Source organism: Martinezella sp. CNPSo 3964 (assembly GCF_057784375.1).
In genome coordinates, this window is the sequence record NZ_JBXSOW010000003.1 from 212,853 (window position 1) to 231,087 (window position 18,235).

At 55.7% G+C, this 18,235-nt stretch carries 18 protein-coding genes and 2 pseudogenes; 9 read left to right on the top strand and 11 right to left on the bottom strand.

Going from position 1 to position 18,235, the window contains the following annotated elements:
* Positions 1-205 precede the first annotated feature (205 nt).
* Positions 206-928, bottom strand: a complete 723-nt coding sequence (locus AC13Q5_RS11485; protein ID WP_488501736.1) for a winged helix-turn-helix transcriptional regulator — start codon at positions 926-928, stop codon at positions 206-208.
* Between the two features lie 405 nt (positions 929-1,333).
* Here AC13Q5_RS11485 and AC13Q5_RS11490 point away from each other — a divergent pair, with 405 nt between their 5' ends.
* On the top strand, positions 1,334-1,624 hold the full coding sequence (locus AC13Q5_RS11490) for a hypothetical protein (RefSeq protein ID WP_488501737.1): 291 nt from the start codon (positions 1,334-1,336) through the stop codon (positions 1,622-1,624).
* 124 nt (positions 1,625-1,748) lie between these two features.
* Here the strand turns inward: AC13Q5_RS11490 and AC13Q5_RS11495 are convergent, their stop codons facing one another.
* Complete coding sequence (locus AC13Q5_RS11495) at positions 1,749-2,645, bottom strand: nucleotidyltransferase and HEPN domain-containing protein (RefSeq protein WP_488501738.1); 897 nt, start codon at positions 2,643-2,645, stop codon at positions 1,749-1,751.
* A gap of 541 nt (positions 2,646-3,186) precedes the next feature.
* On the opposite strand from AC13Q5_RS11495, the gene AC13Q5_RS11500 reads away from it, so the two are divergent.
* Positions 3,187-3,420 carry a hypothetical protein gene (locus AC13Q5_RS11500; protein ID WP_488501739.1) on the top strand — a complete coding sequence of 78 codons (234 nt, stop codon included), beginning with the start codon at positions 3,187-3,189 and terminating at the stop codon, positions 3,418-3,420.
* 66 nt (positions 3,421-3,486) lie between these two features.
* Here the strand turns inward: AC13Q5_RS11500 and AC13Q5_RS11505 are convergent, their stop codons facing one another.
* The gene (locus tag AC13Q5_RS11505; RefSeq protein WP_488501740.1) at positions 3,487-4,407 is read right to left on the bottom strand and encodes a DUF1698 domain-containing protein; all 921 of its coding nucleotides are present in this window, start codon (positions 4,405-4,407) and stop codon (positions 3,487-3,489) included.
* A gap of 246 nt (positions 4,408-4,653) precedes the next feature.
* Between AC13Q5_RS11505 and AC13Q5_RS11510 the strand changes: the two genes are divergently transcribed.
* Positions 4,654-4,839: a DUF7940 domain-containing protein gene (locus AC13Q5_RS11510; RefSeq protein WP_488501741.1), complete on the top strand. Its 186-nt coding sequence runs from the start codon at positions 4,654-4,656 to the stop codon at positions 4,837-4,839.
* A gap of 322 nt (positions 4,840-5,161) precedes the next feature.
* Here the strand turns inward: AC13Q5_RS11510 and AC13Q5_RS11515 are convergent, their stop codons facing one another.
* On the bottom strand, positions 5,162-5,962 hold the full coding sequence (locus AC13Q5_RS11515; protein WP_488501742.1) for a class I SAM-dependent methyltransferase: 801 nt from the start codon (positions 5,960-5,962) through the stop codon (positions 5,162-5,164).
* Positions 5,963-6,192: 230 nt separating this feature from the next.
* Between AC13Q5_RS11515 and AC13Q5_RS11520 the strand changes: the two are divergent.
* Positions 6,193-6,432: pseudogene (locus tag AC13Q5_RS11520) on the top strand (phospholipase D-like domain-containing protein); the annotation flags it as partial.
* Positions 6,433-6,606: 174 nt separating this feature from the next.
* Here AC13Q5_RS11520 and AC13Q5_RS11525 read toward each other — a convergent pair.
* From AC13Q5_RS11525 to AC13Q5_RS11550, 6 genes and pseudogenes are all read right to left on the bottom strand, one after another.
* Positions 6,607-6,789 (bottom strand): annotated as a pseudogene (locus AC13Q5_RS11525) (helix-turn-helix domain-containing protein); the annotation flags it as partial.
* A gap of 339 nt (positions 6,790-7,128) precedes the next feature.
* A complete protein-coding gene (locus tag AC13Q5_RS11530) occupies positions 7,129-7,437 on the bottom strand; it encodes a hypothetical protein (RefSeq protein ID WP_488501743.1) in 309 nt (102 codons plus the stop codon).
* Positions 7,438-8,084: 647 nt separating this feature from the next.
* Positions 8,085-9,116 carry an ABC transporter substrate-binding protein gene (locus AC13Q5_RS11535; protein ID WP_488502008.1) on the bottom strand — a complete coding sequence of 344 codons (1,032 nt, stop codon included), beginning with the start codon at positions 9,114-9,116 and terminating at the stop codon, positions 8,085-8,087.
* 84 nt (positions 9,117-9,200) lie between these two features.
* Positions 9,201-9,953 (bottom strand): ABC transporter permease, encoded by a 753-nt coding sequence (locus tag AC13Q5_RS11540; RefSeq protein WP_488501744.1) that lies wholly within the window; start codon positions 9,951-9,953, stop codon positions 9,201-9,203.
* Positions 9,954-10,050: 97 nt separating this feature from the next.
* Entirely contained in the window at positions 10,051-10,950 is a 900-nt protein-coding gene (locus AC13Q5_RS11545) for an ABC transporter permease (RefSeq protein WP_488501745.1), read from the bottom strand.
* A gap of 3 nt (positions 10,951-10,953) precedes the next feature.
* A complete protein-coding gene (locus AC13Q5_RS11550; RefSeq protein WP_488501746.1) occupies positions 10,954-12,060 on the bottom strand; it encodes an ABC transporter ATP-binding protein in 1,107 nt (368 codons plus the stop codon).
* A 231-nt stretch (positions 12,061-12,291) separates the two neighbouring features.
* Between AC13Q5_RS11550 and AC13Q5_RS11555 the strand changes: the two genes are divergently transcribed.
* The 5 genes from AC13Q5_RS11555 (at position 12,292) to AC13Q5_RS11575 (ending at position 17,736) form a co-directional block, all read left to right on the top strand.
* Complete coding sequence (locus AC13Q5_RS11555; RefSeq protein ID WP_488501747.1) at positions 12,292-12,996, top strand: GntR family transcriptional regulator; 705 nt, start codon at positions 12,292-12,294, stop codon at positions 12,994-12,996.
* A 97-nt stretch (positions 12,997-13,093) separates the two neighbouring features.
* On the top strand, positions 13,094-14,455 hold the full coding sequence (locus AC13Q5_RS11560) for an aspartate aminotransferase family protein (protein ID WP_488501748.1): 1,362 nt from the start codon (positions 13,094-13,096) through the stop codon (positions 14,453-14,455).
* Complete coding sequence (locus AC13Q5_RS11565) at positions 14,452-16,164, top strand: acetolactate synthase catalytic subunit (RefSeq protein WP_488501749.1); 1,713 nt, start codon at positions 14,452-14,454, stop codon at positions 16,162-16,164. The genes AC13Q5_RS11560 and AC13Q5_RS11565 overlap by 4 nt, the downstream gene beginning before the upstream one ends.
* Positions 16,161-16,934, top strand: coding sequence for a 3-oxoacyl-ACP reductase FabG (gene fabG / locus AC13Q5_RS11570; RefSeq protein ID WP_488501750.1), 774 nt, complete (start codon positions 16,161-16,163; stop codon positions 16,932-16,934). Before AC13Q5_RS11565 ends, fabG begins: the two co-directional genes overlap by 4 nt.
* Complete coding sequence (locus tag AC13Q5_RS11575) at positions 16,921-17,736, top strand: winged helix-turn-helix transcriptional regulator (protein WP_488501751.1); 816 nt, start codon at positions 16,921-16,923, stop codon at positions 17,734-17,736. Before fabG ends, AC13Q5_RS11575 begins: the two co-directional genes overlap by 14 nt.
* Positions 17,737-17,810: 74 nt before the next feature.
* Here AC13Q5_RS11575 and AC13Q5_RS11580 read toward each other — a convergent pair whose 3' ends face one another.
* Complete coding sequence (locus AC13Q5_RS11580) at positions 17,811-18,164, bottom strand: MarR family transcriptional regulator (RefSeq protein ID WP_488501752.1); 354 nt, start codon at positions 18,162-18,164, stop codon at positions 17,811-17,813.
* Positions 18,165-18,235: the final 71 nt, after the last annotated feature.

The window sequence follows — 18,235 nt, forward strand, 5'->3', positions numbered from 1 at the left end:
ATGGACATCTACTGCGGCACATCGCATCTCATCGGCGACGCGATGCTATTTTATTGCCGTGGAATGGGTCTGCGAACAACGATCGTTTCGGTAATATTGCTTGACGGTTCTGTGACGGCGCTTTTTCGAAAGCGTGAAGCTTAATAAGCACTGCAGGCGGAATGTCACATTGAAGCTCAGCGGAGTTTCCCCGCGATCTCGATGCTCACGACGCCCGATCTACATTCCGACGCTCATCGAGCGCATAACCGCTAGCCCGCACCGTGCGGATAATATCGCGACCTAGGACGCCTTTGATGCCCCGCCGAAGGCGCCCGACATGAACGTCGACGGTGCGGGGCTCCACAAACGTACCTTGCGGCCATGCAGCCGCGATGAGGGCGTCGCGGCTGAAGACGTAGCCTGGTTTCTGTAGAAAATGCTGAAGAAGGCGAAATTCGATCGGACTGAGTTGGACGTCCACGCCGTTGCACTCGACGCGCATGGTATCGAGTTGCATCGTGATTTCCGCATAAATAAGCGAGTTGCCGGAGGCTCTTTCCGCGCAAGATCTTGCGTTGCCGTCTGGCGATAAGTCTGACAGATAAGCTAGAAAACGCTCTGGGTTGAACGGGCGCATAAAAATCTCGCTCACGCCGGTCTTGAGCACCTCGAGATAAAGTTGCTGATTGCCTGCTCCCACGAAGACCGCGATCGGTAGCGCTTTATCGGCCAGTGTTTCCCTGATCTGGCCTACAAGATCGCCGATACGGAAGGCGTCACTATGATAGTCTATTATCACGGCCATCAAATCATCGGATTTCACGCGAGCTAGTGCTTCCTCCGCTCCTTCCGCCAGCGAAGATTCAAGACCTCCCATATTGAGAATTTGGGCGAGCAGAAGGTAGAATTCGTAATCTGTGGAGCAAATCAGGATGAGTGGCTTCATTGATGATAACCTTTCGACCATTGGGCGACAGCACGCGGAAGATCAGAGAATTAGAGATTCCGCGCAGCGCTGGTTATTTTGATGCAACAAAAATCTCTGATATAAGTCGTAATTCTTTCTTATTCCACCAGAAATAGCTATAATTTATCTGTCACAAATCTTTATTGCACGTAAAGAGAGAAAATGATATGTGGTGGATCACATTTTTGTTGCAACAAAAGAAGGGCTCGGTGAGGGCGAATTTAGGTGGCTCGCCCAGGATTCAAGGCTAGTGGAAGTTGAGATAAAATAGGAAGTGGCCAGGGATCACACGACACATGCGACATTCGCGGTCGTGACTCACTTGTGAGAATAAAGTCCGGCCAAACTTTCGTCCCGTGTCGGACATTCACGGGAGAGCTTCCTATGACTTTTGTGGGTACATCAAAATATCGCCTGGCGTCATCTTCGGATGATGACATCTCTGTTTGGTCTGGCACGGATATGACAGCCGCAGTCTCAGCTGCAAAGGCGGCTTATGGTCCCGATGCCACGCTTGCTGTGGCTTGGTGCGCCTTAGGCGCGAAGGTAGATGGACGTGCTACCGACGCCCATTTCTGGTTCCAGGTGTTTTGCCTGATGCGTGGCGGCGAAATGCCAGCCACGGACTTTTCGAGGGGCGCGGTCTCTATAAACTCACATGGAAAACCGCGTTAGTCTCGGTTTCCTATGGTCACAAATGGCCGGGCAGAACCGATCCGATGAGTGCCAACTGACTGAAGAAAGGCTGCGAAATTGCTGACGGCGGCAAAGAACGTCGATAAGCGCTTGCCTGCAGTGCTCAGAGCTTTTTCCGCAGCTTTTCGATATGTTCCTCATAAATCGCTTTTACCAGTTGCTGAAGTGCGTCCGTACGTTCGCCAAGCCAGGCGAGTGCTTCCTCGCTGATTTTGAAATGCTCGGAATAGCGGGCTTTCACGTAGGCTTGGTTGATGATGTTGAACCAGGCAGTATAGCGTAGCCGATCTTGTGGCCAGATCTCAGCAAGCCGCTGATCGCGGCCTTCGGCAAGTGTCCTTAAATGGTTGAGGTTGTGTGAGGCAGGGCTGTAATTCGTCAATGTCAGCAGTAAGGTCGAATAGGCCTGTTCAATCGCTTGATGGAGCAGGAATGCTGCTTCGTCTGGGTCACCCTCGTTTGCGTAAAATCGAGCGCCTTTTAGAAGCTTTTGGCTTCTTTGAAATCTCTTAAAATGCTGTTGAGCCGCACGATGTTCTTCTGTTGGCGTGAGCGGCTTCGGCTCGGCGAGTTCTTCGTCATCGAGTTCATAAAGAACGATGCCGTCACGACGGATCTCGCTGAAGAAATATTTGCCCAGCTTCAGTGCTGTGTTGACCTCGCGGAGCGAATGCACGTTGAGGCTGACTGGCGGTTTGACGATACGGGGAAGACGGTCGGCGGCCTTGCGCCAGTATGAACCGAAGTCGGTCAGCTTGCGATTGTTGACGATCACCAGCAGATCGTAGTCGGACTTATAGCCTTTGCCGGTATGCTCTTCATCGACCCAATCGCCACGAGCATAGGAGCCGAAAAGAATGATCTTGAGGATACGCCCCTTCTTCTTGAAATCGGCCGTGCCTTCCTTCAGCGCATCCTCGAATTCCTCATGCACAATCTCGACAATTCGAGACAATTCCAAGCGTTTGCGTTCCGGCAGATGATCGAGGCTGAACTTCATGGAGAGCGGGACCCTTTCTGATGATTCCAGTTGTAGGTACGATACGACTACAACGCCAGTCCGATGTTGATTCTGTGCCAAGCGGATAGGGTAGCAGAAGAGATCTTTCAGCCCTTCGATTGAATTCGGATTTCGAGGGCGCCTGCTCAACAATCTGCTCTGCGCAGGTCACGGTAAGATCCGAGTGTTCCCTTTATGTTCTTATATTGCAAATGACAAGTCAAGTCTGACTTCTGAGCATTAAGGTGGTGGCTCATCTCATTAAATGCCGCCGATAAAAACCAAATAGCTTGTGGACATTTTCTCCTCAGAGACTCCAGACGCCGATGTGTTTGAGAAATGTCCGCTCGCCGGAGTCTTTTGGGCATCCAACCGTCTCGACGCTTTACAGGCCGAGGCATTTGGTCGTGTGATTCAACACCAGGACCGCAGGCGCGGTCACTGCGGTCGAGGCTATCCCCTCCGATGCGCTGCCTATCACGGATGAGCAATTGTCGGATCTCGTCATCAACCAGGGTCGGCGCAATTTATCAGCGGCCAAGTGGTCGTATCCGCTGCCGTCTCCTCCCGCCAGTTCAAGCTGCAGCTTCTCGCAGCCGGTCTCCTCGATCAGGTAGACGCATGGGTTTCCAGCCAATCGAAGGCTGTCCAGATCGCCTATGAATATTCCGGCTCGTTCGTCCGGACGGAACCTATGATGGCCGCTGGCTTCGCGGCGCTGAGCTTTACCGATCAGCAGATCGACGACTTCTTCACGGCTGCGGCTGCGCTATGATCATCCGCTATCTGACATATTTCCCGGCGAACCTGCTGTTCGTCCTTCTGGCCTTGACCGGTTCCATTAAGCCGCTTGATTTCGGCGCGCACAGAGAGCAAAGGCTGGCCCATTAACGTGGTATGGATCATCGAAGGCGATGTCGATTGCTTGGAAGCCCTTGGATCGCAGATAGCCGATGATGCTTTCCCGGGTCATCCAAATCGCATAGGGCGCATCGCCACCGGAGAAAATTGCTAAGTCCATCACTTCCCGCGGATAGGCCCGTTTAGATCCAAAATAACCAGGCGCGATCTCAGATGCAGGCTGATAGATGCTGCTATCGGGTCGTTTTGCGATAATGTTTTGGTCAAAATATTGGGTCCAGAAGAACAGTCGATCAGACTTCGACGACAGGGCATCGAGCAGCGCAATGGGATTCGTCATATGGTAAAGAATGCCACTTGCGACAGCAATGTCGTACTTTTTGTCGCTGCCATTGAGATGGCGTATTGCGTCATCGAGAACAAAATTGGCGCGTTTTAGATTGAATATCTCTTTGATCGCCAAACACTTTAGATAGGCGCGAGGGTTGTTTTCGATCGACGTTATCGACTGGGCGCCGAGATTGTGAAGCATATACGTATGCGCTGCTTCGAGCGGCCCAAGTTCAAGGATATCCATTCCGGTCATGGGGCCGAACTTCTGGTAAAGCCAGCCAATACGAGGATCCTCGAAAAGGGTCGTTGTCCCGGGTATTGCCTTCAGGCCGTGGCTTGACGGCATTTGGGAGTTCCATTCACCAGCGAATATATCAAGTACCGCTTGCGCATCCGATCCGATGGCTTGGGGCGATTTGCGCGGCGAGAATGTCCGCCCTTCAGCTACTCCATGCGAGATGAAGTGCCGCCAGGGATCCATGCCAGTTGCAGCAACATCGGGATTTTCGTCGAGGTACGCTTCACCGTCGAAAGTGCCGAACGAAACTCCAGCGTCAATTTTATCCATGTTTGCATCTCATGTTTGGCCAGGAAGATCGACATAAAAGACATCGGGACGGCGGCTGCTGTGGCCGCTGAATCCAATGCGTTTTTTCATATCGCATCGCCGCGAAAACGAAGCGCCATTTGTAACTAAATGTTTCTGACGCGCAACTACTACATGAGTTTAGCCGCTTAATTCGCAGTGGGTTTCAATCAAGGGTCTTCCATCTGGTTGGTCTCCAGCCGCCCTTTTTCATTTCAAGGACAATCCATGAAACCGAAACTCGTCCCGAATGCGGGCCGGGTGCTTCGCCGTGCGTGGAGCATTCACCTCATCGTCGTGGCCGGCATCCTGTCCGGCTGCGAAGTTGCCCTCCCGATCATCGATCAGTTCGTCACGCAAGTTCCGTTGTCCTTTCCTACAGCTTTACGTCTTTCCAAATCGGTTTGCGAATGATCCTGATCTCGATGAGCCGGTGCACACTCATGATGAGTTCTCTCGAGGGAGGGCTCACAAGGTCGGCCGTCAAATAGTTCTTCCTCTTGCACTGATCGCAGCGGAACTGCTTCGCAATTTGCCGAACCGAGCTGTTTCCGCATAGCTGCAGGAGAGACGATGGAAAACATCGTGGCGTCTACGACACCTGATGGCTGGGTGTGAGTGAAGACCGGGACATCCCCGGTCTATCAGTCTATGCAGGCCTCAACTGCTGAAGTTACCGCAAGCTTGGTTGCAACAGTGCAATATCTTGGTAAACAGCTGGCCGAACTGAAGGCGGCTAGCTCTTAAGGCTGTCGGACTTTATGCCGACGAAGAGGCCGCGCTGATGGGTCTTATAATATCCCTTGTCGAGGACATCGAGAAGCTCCACTCCACCCCATAGGTCATACTGCTCGAAAACCATGTCGAAACCAGCGACGCGCATCGCATGAACGAGACCATGGCGCGTGGGCCAGAATGATTTCTGGTTTTCCCATGAATGCCACTTCAGTTTGTCGAGGTCTTCCTTGCTGCCGCCCTGGTGTTCCGGCAACCAGCGACCGGGTATGCCCTCATGCTCCGTCATTGGGGATAGCGTGTGGGCGGTCTCGTCATCAAGCGGGGCGAAGTGGGTGTGAATGAAGATGGCGTTCTTGGTGCAGCTTGACATGAGCTGGATGAAGTCTCGCGGCCTGTCCAGATGGTATAGAAGGCCGATGCAGAAGGTGACATCGAAAGTGCCATACTTTGTCATATTCCAGCAGTCGTCATTGACGAAATTAAGGTTAGGCAGATTGAAGGCGCCTTTCACCTTCAGGCAATTCTCATAGTTCGATGGGCGCACCTCGAGGCCGGTCGAGATCATGCCGCGTTTCGCGAATTCTAGTGCGTAGCCGCCCTCTAGGCAACCAAGGTCAATGATGGATTTTCCTTCAAGCTTTCCACCGTAAAGGACATCCAAATCCTTCAAGACTGAATGCAACTGCGGAGCGTCGGCGATGAAGCCGGGCTCATCAGGGATCGTAACGGTTCCATCGGGAAGGCGAATGTTATGGCCGCTAAAACCGGCACGTTTGGTTGGGTCGAATTTCATGTTCATGTCGTTCCTCCGCGAGCATGAGAGGCTCATTTTTAAGGAAATACTTTTGGATCGCAACTACAACATGATTTTTGCCGCTTAATTCGAAGCGGATTTCAATCATAAGTCTAATTCGCGATTAATAATACGCCATTCCTTTTCTTTTCTCAGGTCATCCAATGAAACCGAAACTCATGTGCAGGCTGTGGCGGGCACGTTGGCGCGCCTATCCCATGCGGCCGGTCTATGTCATGGAACGTCGGGACGCCGGTGCCGGGCATCGTCTCCTATCTCGACGGCTGGATCCCTCACTGGTTGTCGATCGCGCCAAGTCCTTCATCCGCGTCCAGGCTTATGGCTTCACGTCGCTGCCAATCATCCATGCGCTGCAGCGGGCTGCGGGCAGGGACGTCGAAGTCCTGATGATCCTCGACAAGACGAATGAGCGAAAATATTCGGGCGCGACCTTGCTCGAGGCGGCTGGCGTTCCGGTCTGGATCGACTTCCAGCCGGCAATAGCTCACAACAAGATCACTGTGATCGACGGCCAGGAGAGGAGTACGGTCGAGTCGCGTCGTGCGCAGAACGTTTGGTCTCGTTGCAGCTGCGGTGTCGGCCGCTGGCGCGCCGGCTGGAATTTCTTGATTGATTTCATATCGTTCGACATCGGCACGGCGGATGCGCATGAGCTTCTCCCCCAGCTTGAAAGATCGCAACTCGCCGGACGCACAGAGGTTCCTGATATGACGCTCGGAACATCCCCATGCTGCAGCAAGGGTTCGAGGCGTATAATTCTTGACTTCGGCGCCCCGTGGAGGAGTTTCTGACTCGTCATCCTGCGACGGCATCGGCGGCGCATGAGAGGGCAGCGCGGAAAAGGCCTCGTCGATCGCTAGACCGGCTATAGCGCTGCAGCACTATAACGTCTCGGAGCAGCCGCCGATCGATAAGATATTCAGCCTTCTGATATCGGTCGTCGAATTGTGCAGGTGCGCTGATAATTGCCTCCTTCGGCGCGAATGCCTGCAACAGCACACTCCCATCCCTATACCGCTTTGCTCGCGATTCCGCGAAATCGCGACCTATCTCCGAATTGGACGTCCAAGACATGCCGTATGTTCGCTTGGACCTGTTCACCCATCCGTCCCCGGGAAAGAGGATCAACCCTTCGCCCTCGTATTTTGGCATCAGTGCTCGTAGGCCGCCGATAAGGGCCAGATCATCTTCGGCAGCCGAGCGCAGGCTATTGCCGTCACGCACCCAGATATCCCGAAAAAATCGCGCAGCTCATCCGGCGCGGATAATCTGGATGCGGCCTTGAAGGCGCGCGCTATCACAAAACTAGCCTCGAGCTGCCCGAGTGCGCCGACGAAGGCCTGCAGATCGCCGGAAATAACCGTGCTCTTGAATGCTCGAACAGAGCAGGCTTCCTGGAGCCGTTCTTCGCGCATGACCGCGAAGAATTCCTGCATGTCGCCAGCGCTTCCGTCGTTCATGTCAGTCTTTGGCCTCGTCGTTTTTGGTGCTGGGTTGAGTCACGATTGCGCGTTCGTTCCAATCATATTCGCATTGGGGGTCATCGATATCGTCGCTCGTGTACGGACCTCGTGATCCGCAATCTTTACATATAACCACCTATTTCGCGCGCTCCGCTTTGCCGTTACAAAATGGGCACGGGAGAAGTTGGTTTTCATCCATTCAATTACCCTTTCTATTATTCAGACTTTCTCGTGATCAGCCGAACGCCTGGCTGTCCATGGTTGAGGAATTCAATTCCCGCACTCTCAAGGGCTCGTTGGACGGCTTGCACGTTTGCCGCCCGGCCCGAGATGCCCGCAGAGCCAGACGCCTCCATGCTTCGGATCGTGTTTACGTGCGCGTTCGCTGTTTTAGCTAAACGCAATTCCCAAACGAGAAGGTAGCGGCGCGACAAAAGGGGCAATTCTGCATCCTGGGAGGCGTCATTGGGCAAGGAAGCCCGCCGCGCTTCGAGCATTTCTGCTCGCAGCGGACCTCCTGCAGAGGGGTAATGGGGATGCGTCGGCGTCAAGCGTTCATTCAATGAACGATCACTGAGCGTTTATCTTCCAAACGTCGTGGCAGCCCATGTTCATGTACAATGTTTTCATGTCGTTATCCTGCCTTAGCGAACCCAATTGTTCCATCGCTCCAGCAATTCCGAGGCATGCTCGTTGATCCATTTGGCATCTGGAATGACGATACTGTCGCGCACGTCTTCGGCGCTCGGCATCTGGTCGCGAACTGCTTGCGGCATCATCATAATCGCCGCGCTGCTAGGCGGCGTGCACAATAATGCCTCGCACACCTTGGCCTGAATCTCCGGGGAATCCAACCAGAAGGCGATGAGCTTCAGAGCATTGTCCCGATTGGGCGCGCCCTTGATAACCGTGAGACGATCGCCCACCAGAAATGCCGCCTTATTCGACCAAGCGATTGAACGTCCTTCTGCCTTAAGCGCGCTTGCCCTCGTTAGCCAGATCTGTCCGATGCTGTAATCTTTCTCACGGAACCCCTGGACGCTCTGATCTCCGGTTTTCCACCAGAGCGAGATGGACGGCCGCAATGCGTCAAGTTTCTTGAGGGCGCGATCGACGTCGAGCGGAAACAGGTTCTCGCGTTTGACCCCGTCTGCCAAAAGGGCAGCCGCCATGACACGCCACGGATCGTCGAAATTCGGAAACGAGCGTCCGCCCGGAAACTTTGAAGTATCCCACATATCCGCCCAGGTCACGGGCTGGTTGCCTTTGAAGGCTTGCGGGTCGTAGGCCATCAAGGTGGCTGTCGAAAACAGCCGCACGCCGGCCGGGATGCAGGCATCGGGAACAAGATCCTGACGGTCCTTAAATTGTGTGCAAAAACTATCAAGCGGCTCGGAAATCGCGAGATGATCCTTTGAGCTCACCTGGATTTCTCCATCCGGGTAGAGATCCCAGCTGACATTGCCGGTTTTCACCATCGCGGTCGCCTTGGCGCGCATCTCCGCGTTGGTTGCCGCTACGGAAACGACCCGGATACCGGTCTTAGCGGTGAATGGTTCGAACCACCATTTGCGTAGCGCCGCATCATAGGCGCCGCCGGTCGTGGCGATCACGACCTGCTCGCTGGAAAATGCTGGACCGGGTGTTTCTCCCACAAGAATGGCTGCGCAAAGCATAGCAATGCCGCTCAGCCGGATGGCTGCTCTTTTTATCATCAATATTTCCCTCTTTTGTCCCGCCTGCAGCGGGTGTTTTTGCCGCTAGTGCTGCTCTCGGCGGCTGTTCAGGAGATGTATTGAACCCATCAAAAGCAGCGAAACGGCAACGATGATGACCGAGACGGCGGCAATGACAGGTGTCAGGTTGAAATCGATGTCTTCAAACATTTTCCGGCTGATCGTCTTGCCGCCGGTGTCAGAGATAAAGAATGCCACGGTCGCTTCGTCGAAGGAGGTCAGGAAAGCAAAGACTGCAGCCGTCGCGACCGCCGGTGCGAGATTGGGAAGTGTCACCGCAAAGAAGGCCCTGAGCCGCCCCGCTCCGCAGCTCAAGGCCGCCAGTTCCAGCAGGGGGTCCATTCTTTCCAACGCTGCGGAAACTATGATGACGACAAAAGGCACCGCCAGCACCGAATGGGCAACGACGAATCCCGTCAAATTCCCGGTCAGTTGCAAAGGTGAGAAGACCAGATAGAGCGCCACGCCGAAGACAATTGCCGGCACGATCATCGGCCCCAGGCAGAGGGCCTGCAGTAGTGCCTTGCCCGGCAATTTGCCCCGTACAAGGGCAACCGCCGCCATCGTCCCGATGGTCGTCGCTACCACAGTGGTTAGTGCGGCGATCTGCAGGCTGAAAATGGTCGAGTGCAGCCAGTCGGAATCGGATAGATACGCCTCGAACCACCGTAGGGTCAGTCCCTGCGGCGGGAACGTGATATAGGAAGCGTCGCTGAGTGCCAGCGGTATCACCAGCAGCGTCGGAAGGACGAGAAAGAACAGCGCCGCCGCAATCATTAGATTGGATGTATGCCGCGCCGCCCGCGGCCAGACCGGGCGATGCCGGCGGGCGTCGGATGACGGGTTTGCCAATCGCTGCGTCAAAGATTGAGATTCAATGGACACTGTTCAAACCTTTGCTGAAAGAGAGCGCGCGGCGAAAGAGCAGCACCAGCAGTAATGTCGCGGTGAGCAGGATGACTGACAGGGCAGCCGCAAATGGCCAATCCAGAAGGACGATTGTCTGCTGACCGATCAGGGTCGCCATCATCAGCGCGCCGGGTCCACCGACTAGGGCGGGGGTGATGTAAAACCCGATGGCGAGAATGAAGCAGATGACACAGCCGGCGAAAACGCCGGATAGGCTGAGTGGAAAGGTCACGCGCCAAAAGGCGACGATCCGGCCGGCGCCGAGATTTCGTGCCGCCTGCTCATAAGCGCTCGGCATTGAACGCAAGGCGGAATGGATCGGCAGGATCATGAAGGGCATCAGCACATGCGTCATCGCGAGAATGACGGCACCCTCCGTATAAAGCATTTTCAACGGTGTCGAGATAACACCAAGCTGAATCAGCCCGTCGTTGATGATGCCGTTGCGACCTAGCAGCACGATCCAGGCATAGGATCGGACAAGCACCGAAGTCCATAGCGGAATGAATAAGCATGCTGTTCCGAGCTTTGCCAGCTTGCCTCGCATGCGCGCGATCGCATAGGCGGTCGGATATCCAATTGCAAAGCAGGCAACGGTCACGATCGCCGCGATGCGGAAGGTTCTGAGTAGGACCTGAATATAAAGTGGGCTGTCGAAGGCACGCTGGTAGGGGGCAAGCGGAGCTTCCCCGGAAAGGCTGATGCCCACAAGCCTGAGCACCGGATAGATGAAGCCTCCCGCCAAGAGGAGGAGCAGGGGCAGGATCAGCAACATGGCCAATAATGGCGAATAGTGGCGGCTCGATCCTGTGAGGATCCAGCGAAGGAAAGACCCTGTCGATTGTGTCGCGAAGGATGACGTCATGGATTAACCCCCCACTTTTGCAAACAACCGCAACGCGTTTGCTTCGGGGATGACGTCAACAAGGTCTCCTTGACGAAGACCTGCGGCCACATGCCCGACGGGCATCTGGATCTGCAGGAGGCGGTCATCGCCGTTCTGGGTTCGCACGAAGAAGAGGAAAAACGAACCGGCGAATACGGTTGAGTCTATGGTGCCCGTCAAAATGGCGCCGCGGTCGCGGCCATGAGGCGCTAGCGACAACCGTTCGGGGCGAACCGCGATACTGACAGCTTGGCGAGAGGCAAAGGGGCTTTCCCCGTCTTCGGCGGCCGCCGTAGCAACGACGTTGCCGCCTTTTGGCCGTACCATGTAGTTGCCGCTATCTTGACCGAGATATTCGCCGTCGAGAAAGTTCATGCGACCAATGAAGTCTCCGACAAAGGCTGAGACAGGCGAACGGTAAAGCTCGAGCGGCGATCCGACTTGAGCCAGCCGGCCTTCTGCCACCACCGCAACGCGATCAGACATGGTGAGCGCTTCCTCCTGGTCATGCGTCACATAGACGACAGTCGCGCCGAGTCGCTGCTGCAAGCTCTTGATTTCCAATTGCAGCGCCTCACGCAGTTTCTTGTCGAGGGCCCCAAGTGGTTCGTCCATCAGGAGAACGGGCGGCTCGAAGACGATTGCCCGAGCGACGGCGACGCGCTGCTGCTGGCCTCCGGAGAGTTGATGGGGATATCGATCGCCATAGCCGTCGAGATGCACCTGCGCGAGCACCGCCTCCACCTTGCGGCTGATGAGATGCTTGTCCATTCGGCGCATGCGCAACGGAAAAGCGATGTTGGCTGCCACCGTCAGGTGCGGAAAAAGGGCATAGCGCTGAAATACCATACCGATGTTGCGCCTGTTTGGCGCCATATAGGTGACGTCGCGACGGCCGATCATGATCTGGCCGTTGCTCGGGCTCTCGAAGCCGGCGATCATCGTTAGCAGCGTCGTCTTGCCGGAGCCCGAAGGACCAAGGATCGACAGGAATTCACCCGCCCGGATGGCCAGTGAAATCCCATCCACAGCAAGCGATGTGTCATATCGCTTTTCAAGCCCTTGCAGCGTAAGCGCTTCACCAATCAAAGTTCCTCTCCTTATTGTTGTCGTTTTGAAACGTGTTCGTTTGCGACGGCGTGGTAAGTCGTTCACCGCGATCGCTTGGCTTTTGATCCGGTTCCCGAGTTGAACTTTGGGAAGACGGGAATTTGCGAAAGTGCTATGACTTTAATGTCACATAATGTTCGCAAGTATGTCGCTTTTCACTTTTGTTGCAACAAAATGAACGATTGTCAAAGGAAATAGGAGAAATTTTTAATGGAAATGCCACCGGAAGACGAAGGGCACGCTCAGCATCAGCCCAATCGATTGGGCGAAATGGCGTATCGCAACATGAAGGAGCGACTGATACGTGGCGCTTTTTCCCCTGGGGACAAGCTCACAATTCGTGCGGTTTCGGAAATGCTGGATGTCAGCACGACACCCGCTCGTGACGCCATCAACCGCCTGGTGATCGATGGGGCGCTCATTTACTCCGGCCCGAAAACCGTCATCGTTCCTCACTTGAGATTGTCGGATCTCGAGGAGATCACGCAAATGCGCCTGGCTCTGGAAGGGCTTGCGGCGGAGCAGTCCGTCAAGGCTGCCGGCGAGGCGACGATCGAAGAGCTTGAGCTACTTCAGGCGAAAATTGACGCTGCATTGGATGAGAAGCGTTATTTTGACGCCCTTTGGCATAATAAGGAATTCCATTTTGCGATCTACCGTCTGAGCGGGATGCCCTATCTTTTGCAGATGATCGAGACCCTGTGGCTGCGGGTTGGTGCGTCATTTAACGGCCTCTACCCAGAATTTTCCGAGACGCGCTACGGTGCTCGCAATCATCGTGCGGCGATAGAGGCGCTTGTTGAGAAGGATGCGGCCGCTGCCCGCGCCGCCATCGAGAGCGATATTCGTGATGGATTTCGCCAGATGAAAAAAATCAGCGCAGACCGCGATCAAAGGAATCTCTCCCGCCGCTGAATAATTATGTTGCACTTTCCTCCTCTCCATGTTTTTTTGATGCAACAAAAATGTGAACGGGATGCGAACGCGCATCTCTGCGTGGAGAGGGTAAGGCATGCTTCATCAGGATTTTCCATCATTCCGACGGGCGGCGCTCAGATCGCGCTCGCAATATTTCTTCGAGCGAGGGCAGATCGTGTTTCCCGATGGAACCACGCGCGTCACCGTCGAACGCGATCCTCTGCCGACGTATATCTCCCGTGGTGAGGGTGCCTATCTGATTGATGTCGACGGCAATCGGCTCCTCGACCTCAATAACAATTTCACAACGCTGATCCACGGTCATGGTTACCTGCCCGTCGCTGACGCAATTGCGGATCTCCTGCAGAAAGGAACCTGCTTTTCCAATCCAACGGAGCACGAGCTGGGATTGGCGGAATTGCTCGTGCAGCGCATTCCGGCGATCGAGCAGATCCGCTTCGTCAATAGCGGCACCGAGGCCGTCATGTTCGCTATCAAGGCAGCCCGCGCCTTTACCGGGCGGTCGCGCATCGTCCGCGTCGAAGGAGCCTATCACGGTGCCTATGATTGGGCCGAGGTAAGCCAGGGCGCGTCGCCTGCATCCTGGGGACCAGCGGACGCCCCAGCATCCTCGACCTCTTATGCCGGCGCGCCGGAAAGTGTTGCCAAAGAGGTCGATGTGATCCGCTTCAATGATGTCGAAGGCCTGGAACGAAGGTTGACTGCGTCGGGCGGCGACCTTGCCTGCATCCTGATTGATCCCATGCCGAGCAGGGCAGGTTTGCTCGCTCCTGAGCCAGCGTTCATCGAAGCCGTGTCTGATCTTGCCCGGCAACATGGCGTTCTCGTCATAGCCGATGAAGTGCTCAATCTGCGGCAGGGATATCGCGGTGCATCGGCACATTTCGGGCTCGTGCCGGATCTTATTGCGGCCGGAAAGATCATCGGCGGCGGCTTTCCAGTCGGCGCGGTCGGCGGTCGCAAGGAGGTGATGGGGGTGTTCGCAAGCTTGGGCGCAAGGCCAGCGCTGCCACAGGGCGGCACCTTTTCGGCCAATCCCGTTTCAATGGTCGCAGGAAGGGTGGCTATGGAGGCACTGACCGCGGCAAGCTTCGAGCGTCTTGATGAGATGGGTGCGCGTGTGCGCGATGGCCTTTCTGCTGCCATCGTGCGTCATGACGCTCCATTTGTCGTCACCGGTTCGGCTTCGCTTTTTCGCATCCACCCAAAGCGGCAGATACCCCGTGACTATCGGCAGGCCTTCCCGACGCCGGAACAGAACAGTTGGATGACCAACCTGACAAGCCATTTCCGTCAACTCGATATCCTCCTGCCCTTTGGGGCCGCCGCCTGCCTCTCCACGGCCATGACGAATACCGATCTTGATTTGATCGTCGAAGTCTTCGGCGATTTCCTCGAAACCTACGAAGCCGATTTTGCTGGAGCAACCGCATGAGCACGAAGTCCTTGGAAACTGTCGCCGAATGCCTGGCTCGCTCGCTGGTGCGCCATGACGTCACCCATATATTTGCCCAGAGCCTACCATCAGCACTGATCCTGGCTGCTGAAGCGGCAGGCATTCGCCAGGTCGCTTACCGGCAGGAGAATATGGGCGGCGCCATGGCCGATGGTTATGCTCGACGATCCGGAAAGATCGGCGTGGTGGCTGCCCAAAATGGCCCGGCTGCCACGCTGCTGGTGCCCCCCATGGCCGAAGCGCTGAAGGCGAGCGTTCCGATCGTGGCACTTGTGCAGGAGGTCGAGCGCGATCAGATGGATCGGAACGCGTTTCAGGAGCTCGACCATATCGCGCTCTTCCAATCCTGCACGAAATGGGTGCGCAGGGTCATGGTCCCGGAGCGAATCGAGGACTACGTCGATGCCGCCTTCACTGCCGCTGCCTCCGGTCGACCCGGGCCAGTTGCGTTGCTGTTGCCCGCAGATCTGCTGCGCTCGGAGGTTAACGTCAAAACGCCGTCACGATCTCTCAATCTCGGTCATTGGCCGCTTGATCGGTCGTCCCCTGATCGCGCGACTTTGCAAAGGGCAGCGGAGTTGATCGCGAATGCCCGTAATCCCGTAGTGGTCGCGGGTGGCGGTGTCCTTGGCAGCGATGCCTGCCATGAACTGGCCATGTTGCAGGATCTGGCTGTACTCCCAATTTTGACCACCAACATGGGCAAGGGTGCGGTTAATGAATATCATCCGCTTTCGGCCGGCGTCTTAGGGTCACTCGTGGGGCCGCGGTCACTCGGGCGCCATACGGCCGCTCTGGTCGGTGACGCAGACCTTATCATTCTGGTTGGAACGCGAACCAATCAGAATGGCACGGATAGCTGGCGGCAAATTCCTGCTGGTGCTCAGGTGATCCACATCGATGTCGACCCTCAAGAAATCGGCCGCAATTATCAGGCGCTGCGCCTCGTCGGGGATGCGCGTGAAACACTCAGAGAGCTCGTTCATGCCCTCAACGCGCAAGATTTATCCCAACGTCGGGACCAACGGACTGCTCTTATCGACCGCATAGCCGAGTGCTGGCGGCAGTTCGATGAGGATCGGCATCACCTCGTGCATGCTACTGCGTCGCCGATCCGCCCGGAACGCATCATGGCAGAACTGCAGGCGTCATTGACACCGCAGACGACCGTCGTTGCGGATGCAAGCTATTCATCGATGTGGGTCGTCGGCCAATTGCGATCGCTTGCCTCAGGAATGCGGTTCCTGACGCCACGCGGTCTTGCGGGACTGGGGTGGGGCCTGCCTCTGGCTCTTGGCGCAAAGGCAGCTAGACCCAAGCATCCGGTGGTCGCCATCATTGGCGACGGCGGGTTCGCCCATAGCTGGGCGGAGATGGAAACCATGGTTCGCTGCGATCTTCCCATCACCATTATCCTTCTCAACAACGGTATCCTTGGTTTCCAGCGGGATGCCGAGACCGTGAAGTTCGGACGCTTCACATCGGCGTGCCATTTTGCGCCTGTCGATCATATGCAGATCGCTCAAGCCTGCGGATGCCCGGCAGTGCGCGTTGAGGATCCAGTCGAGCTCACGGCTCATCTACAGGGTGGGCTGGCAGGCAAGGGGCCGTTGTTTATCGAGGTCATGACAGATCCTGAGGCTCATCCGGCTTTGTCCTTGTTTGCCGGCTTGGATGAGGCGGCATGATGCCAGAGCCGTCTCGCATCGCCGTCGTGACAGGAGGGACGAGCGGTATCGGATTGGCGACGGCGCGAAGGCTATTGGCGGCGGGGCATTGCGTCGCCGTCTTCAGTCACAGCGTTAAAACTGTGACTGACGCAACTGCCGTGCTATCCGCAGAGTTCGGATCTGGACGGGTCTTGGGCCGAGTTGTCGATCTGTCGGATCCTGTGGCCGTTGCCAATTTCTTCGAAGAGCTTTCATCGACCTGGGGAGATGCCGTAATTCTCGTTTGCAACGCCGGGATATCGCCCAAAGGCGTCGCTGGTCCTCGGCGGTTCGAGGACATTGGGCTGGAAGAATGGAACAAAGTGCTGGCCGTTAATCTGACCGGCGCCATGCTATGTTGTCAGGCGGTCGTCAGGGGAATGCGACAGGCGGGATTCGGACGCATCATTTTGATCGGATCGCTTGCTGGGCGCACACGCCCTCGCATCGCCGGTGGCGCTTACGCCGCCAGCAAGGCAGCACTGGCCGGTCTTATGCGCTCGCTTGTCGGGTCGTGCGGTCCTTTCGGCATAACCGTTAATCTCGTGGCGCCTGGCAGGATCTTGACGCCCTTGACCGGCGATCCCAATACGCCAGCCAATCGGGACGCGGTCGGGCGTATTCCTTCTGCCAGATTGGGAACGCCGGAGGATATCGCTGCTGCCGTTGCCTTCCTCGCGTCGGAGGAGGCGGGTTTCGTTAATGGCGCTATCCTCGATATCAACGGGGGTGAATATGCGCCAGCCTAGAGCCGTCACACGGTCCGGCGCGTCCAACTTCAAGCGCTCCGATGCGGCAGTTAAGCTCAATGTGGCCCCCTGCAACGAAGTCATTGTCTGGACCTGCGATGCGGAGCTGTTCCTGCCGTTTAGGTATATTCTGAAGACCGAGGGTTTTATCCCCTCTTTGGCTTGCAGCGTAAACGATGTTCTGACTTCCTGCACGGAGCGCTCACCATGCGCAGTCCTTTTCGATTGCGGCCACGAAGCCCAACATGCTGTTTCCATATGTGGCAAAATCAGGCGATTCACCAAACATGACAATAAGGTCCGTCTGATTGCGCTTTTACGAAGCGAAGCGCAGCCGCTTCATCTGGCCTTGCTGCAAGCCGGTGTTGATGACTTCCTGTTCAGGCCGCTTTCACCGGAGAAGTTGTTGACATCTCTCAGACAGGCGACGGGACAAGCCATGGAAACGGCCAACTCGAAAATGGTTGCGTCGCTGGCCTTTGACGACCTGGAAGTCGACGTCGACAGCCGTCGAATACATTGCAACGGTCGCGACTTTGCGCTGCCGCCAATCGAGTCCAATATTTTATGTCATCTCATGAGCAGGCAGGGACAGCTCTGCAGCCGTTCCGAGCTGATTGCTTCGGCTTGGCCGGCTTCCGCCGAAGTCACGCCGCGAACGGTGGACGTTCACATCGGCCGCTTGCGCAAGGCGCTGGGAGAATTGCCCGGATGTAGTGCTGCCATTCGCACCGTCCATGCAGCTGGCTATGTGTTCAGGCCACGGGGCTTACGAAAGAGTGGCTCAAGCACATCAGTATAGTCGCTTTATTTGGACGTTTCTGCGTTTTAATTGACTATTTCAATTCAGTTTGATTCGGCGGCTGAGACGACCAATCACTGCGCCTGAAAGCTCCTTAGCTTCTCGAAAATCTCCGGCGCGATCTCAAATTGACGGGCCTTGCCGCGGCCCATCGAATTTTTCACGAACGTCTCCGTCAGGATCCCACGTTTCACCAGTGGCTCGATTGTCTCCGTCACTCCCATACGTGTGAGCTTCGTAATTTCGACTATATTTGAGATAGTTAGTGCCTGATGAGCTTGGTTCATGATGTAAAGAACACTCATCATGCCGACCTGCTTTAGCCGGGATTGCGGTGTCTCGTCCTCCTGCGGATGATCCATGATCTCATGCAGGATGAAGGCTGCAAACGAAAGACTGTGCCACTGGGTGGTTAGGGTACTTGTCATCTTTTTAACTGCATTATATAAACTAGTATAAATTACGAGCAGCGCCAGATTCGTCGCCGAACGGATCGTTT

Bases quoted from the DNA above. Each gene is read 5' to 3' on its own strand.
- AC13Q5_RS11485 (WP_488501736.1), bottom strand. From the start codon at position 928: ATGAAGCCACTCATCCTGATTTGCTCCACAGATTACGAATTCTACCTT.
- AC13Q5_RS11575 (WP_488501751.1), top strand. From the start codon at position 16,921: ATGCGCCAGCCTAGAGCCGTCACACGGTCCGGCGCGTCCAACTTCAAG.
- AC13Q5_RS11580 (WP_488501752.1), bottom strand. From the start codon at position 18,164: ATGACAAGTACCCTAACCACCCAGTGGCACAGTCTTTCGTTTGCAGCC.
- AC13Q5_RS11555 (WP_488501747.1), top strand. From the start codon at position 12,292: ATGGAAATGCCACCGGAAGACGAAGGGCACGCTCAGCATCAGCCCAAT.
- AC13Q5_RS11545 (WP_488501745.1), bottom strand. From the start codon at position 10,950: ATGACGTCATCCTTCGCGACACAATCGACAGGGTCTTTCCTTCGCTGG.
- AC13Q5_RS11490 (WP_488501737.1), top strand. From the start codon at position 1,334: ATGACTTTTGTGGGTACATCAAAATATCGCCTGGCGTCATCTTCGGAT.
- AC13Q5_RS11565 (WP_488501749.1), top strand. From the start codon at position 14,452: ATGAGCACGAAGTCCTTGGAAACTGTCGCCGAATGCCTGGCTCGCTCG.
- AC13Q5_RS11495 (WP_488501738.1), bottom strand. From the start codon at position 2,645: ATGAAGTTCAGCCTCGATCATCTGCCGGAACGCAAACGCTTGGAATTG.
- AC13Q5_RS11505 (WP_488501740.1), bottom strand. From the start codon at position 4,407: ATGGATAAAATTGACGCTGGAGTTTCGTTCGGCACTTTCGACGGTGAA.
- AC13Q5_RS11535 (WP_488502008.1), bottom strand. From the start codon at position 9,116: ATGCTTTGCGCAGCCATTCTTGTGGGAGAAACACCCGGTCCAGCATTT.
- AC13Q5_RS11510 (WP_488501741.1), top strand. From the start codon at position 4,654: ATGAAACCGAAACTCGTCCCGAATGCGGGCCGGGTGCTTCGCCGTGCG.
- AC13Q5_RS11515 (WP_488501742.1), bottom strand. From the start codon at position 5,962: ATGAACATGAAATTCGACCCAACCAAACGTGCCGGTTTTAGCGGCCAT.
- fabG (WP_488501750.1), top strand. From the start codon at position 16,161: ATGATGCCAGAGCCGTCTCGCATCGCCGTCGTGACAGGAGGGACGAGC.
- AC13Q5_RS11560 (WP_488501748.1), top strand. From the start codon at position 13,094: ATGCTTCATCAGGATTTTCCATCATTCCGACGGGCGGCGCTCAGATCG.
- AC13Q5_RS11530 (WP_488501743.1), bottom strand. From the start codon at position 7,437: ATGAACGACGGAAGCGCTGGCGACATGCAGGAATTCTTCGCGGTCATG.
- AC13Q5_RS11540 (WP_488501744.1), bottom strand. From the start codon at position 9,953: ATGATTGCGGCGGCGCTGTTCTTTCTCGTCCTTCCGACGCTGCTGGTG.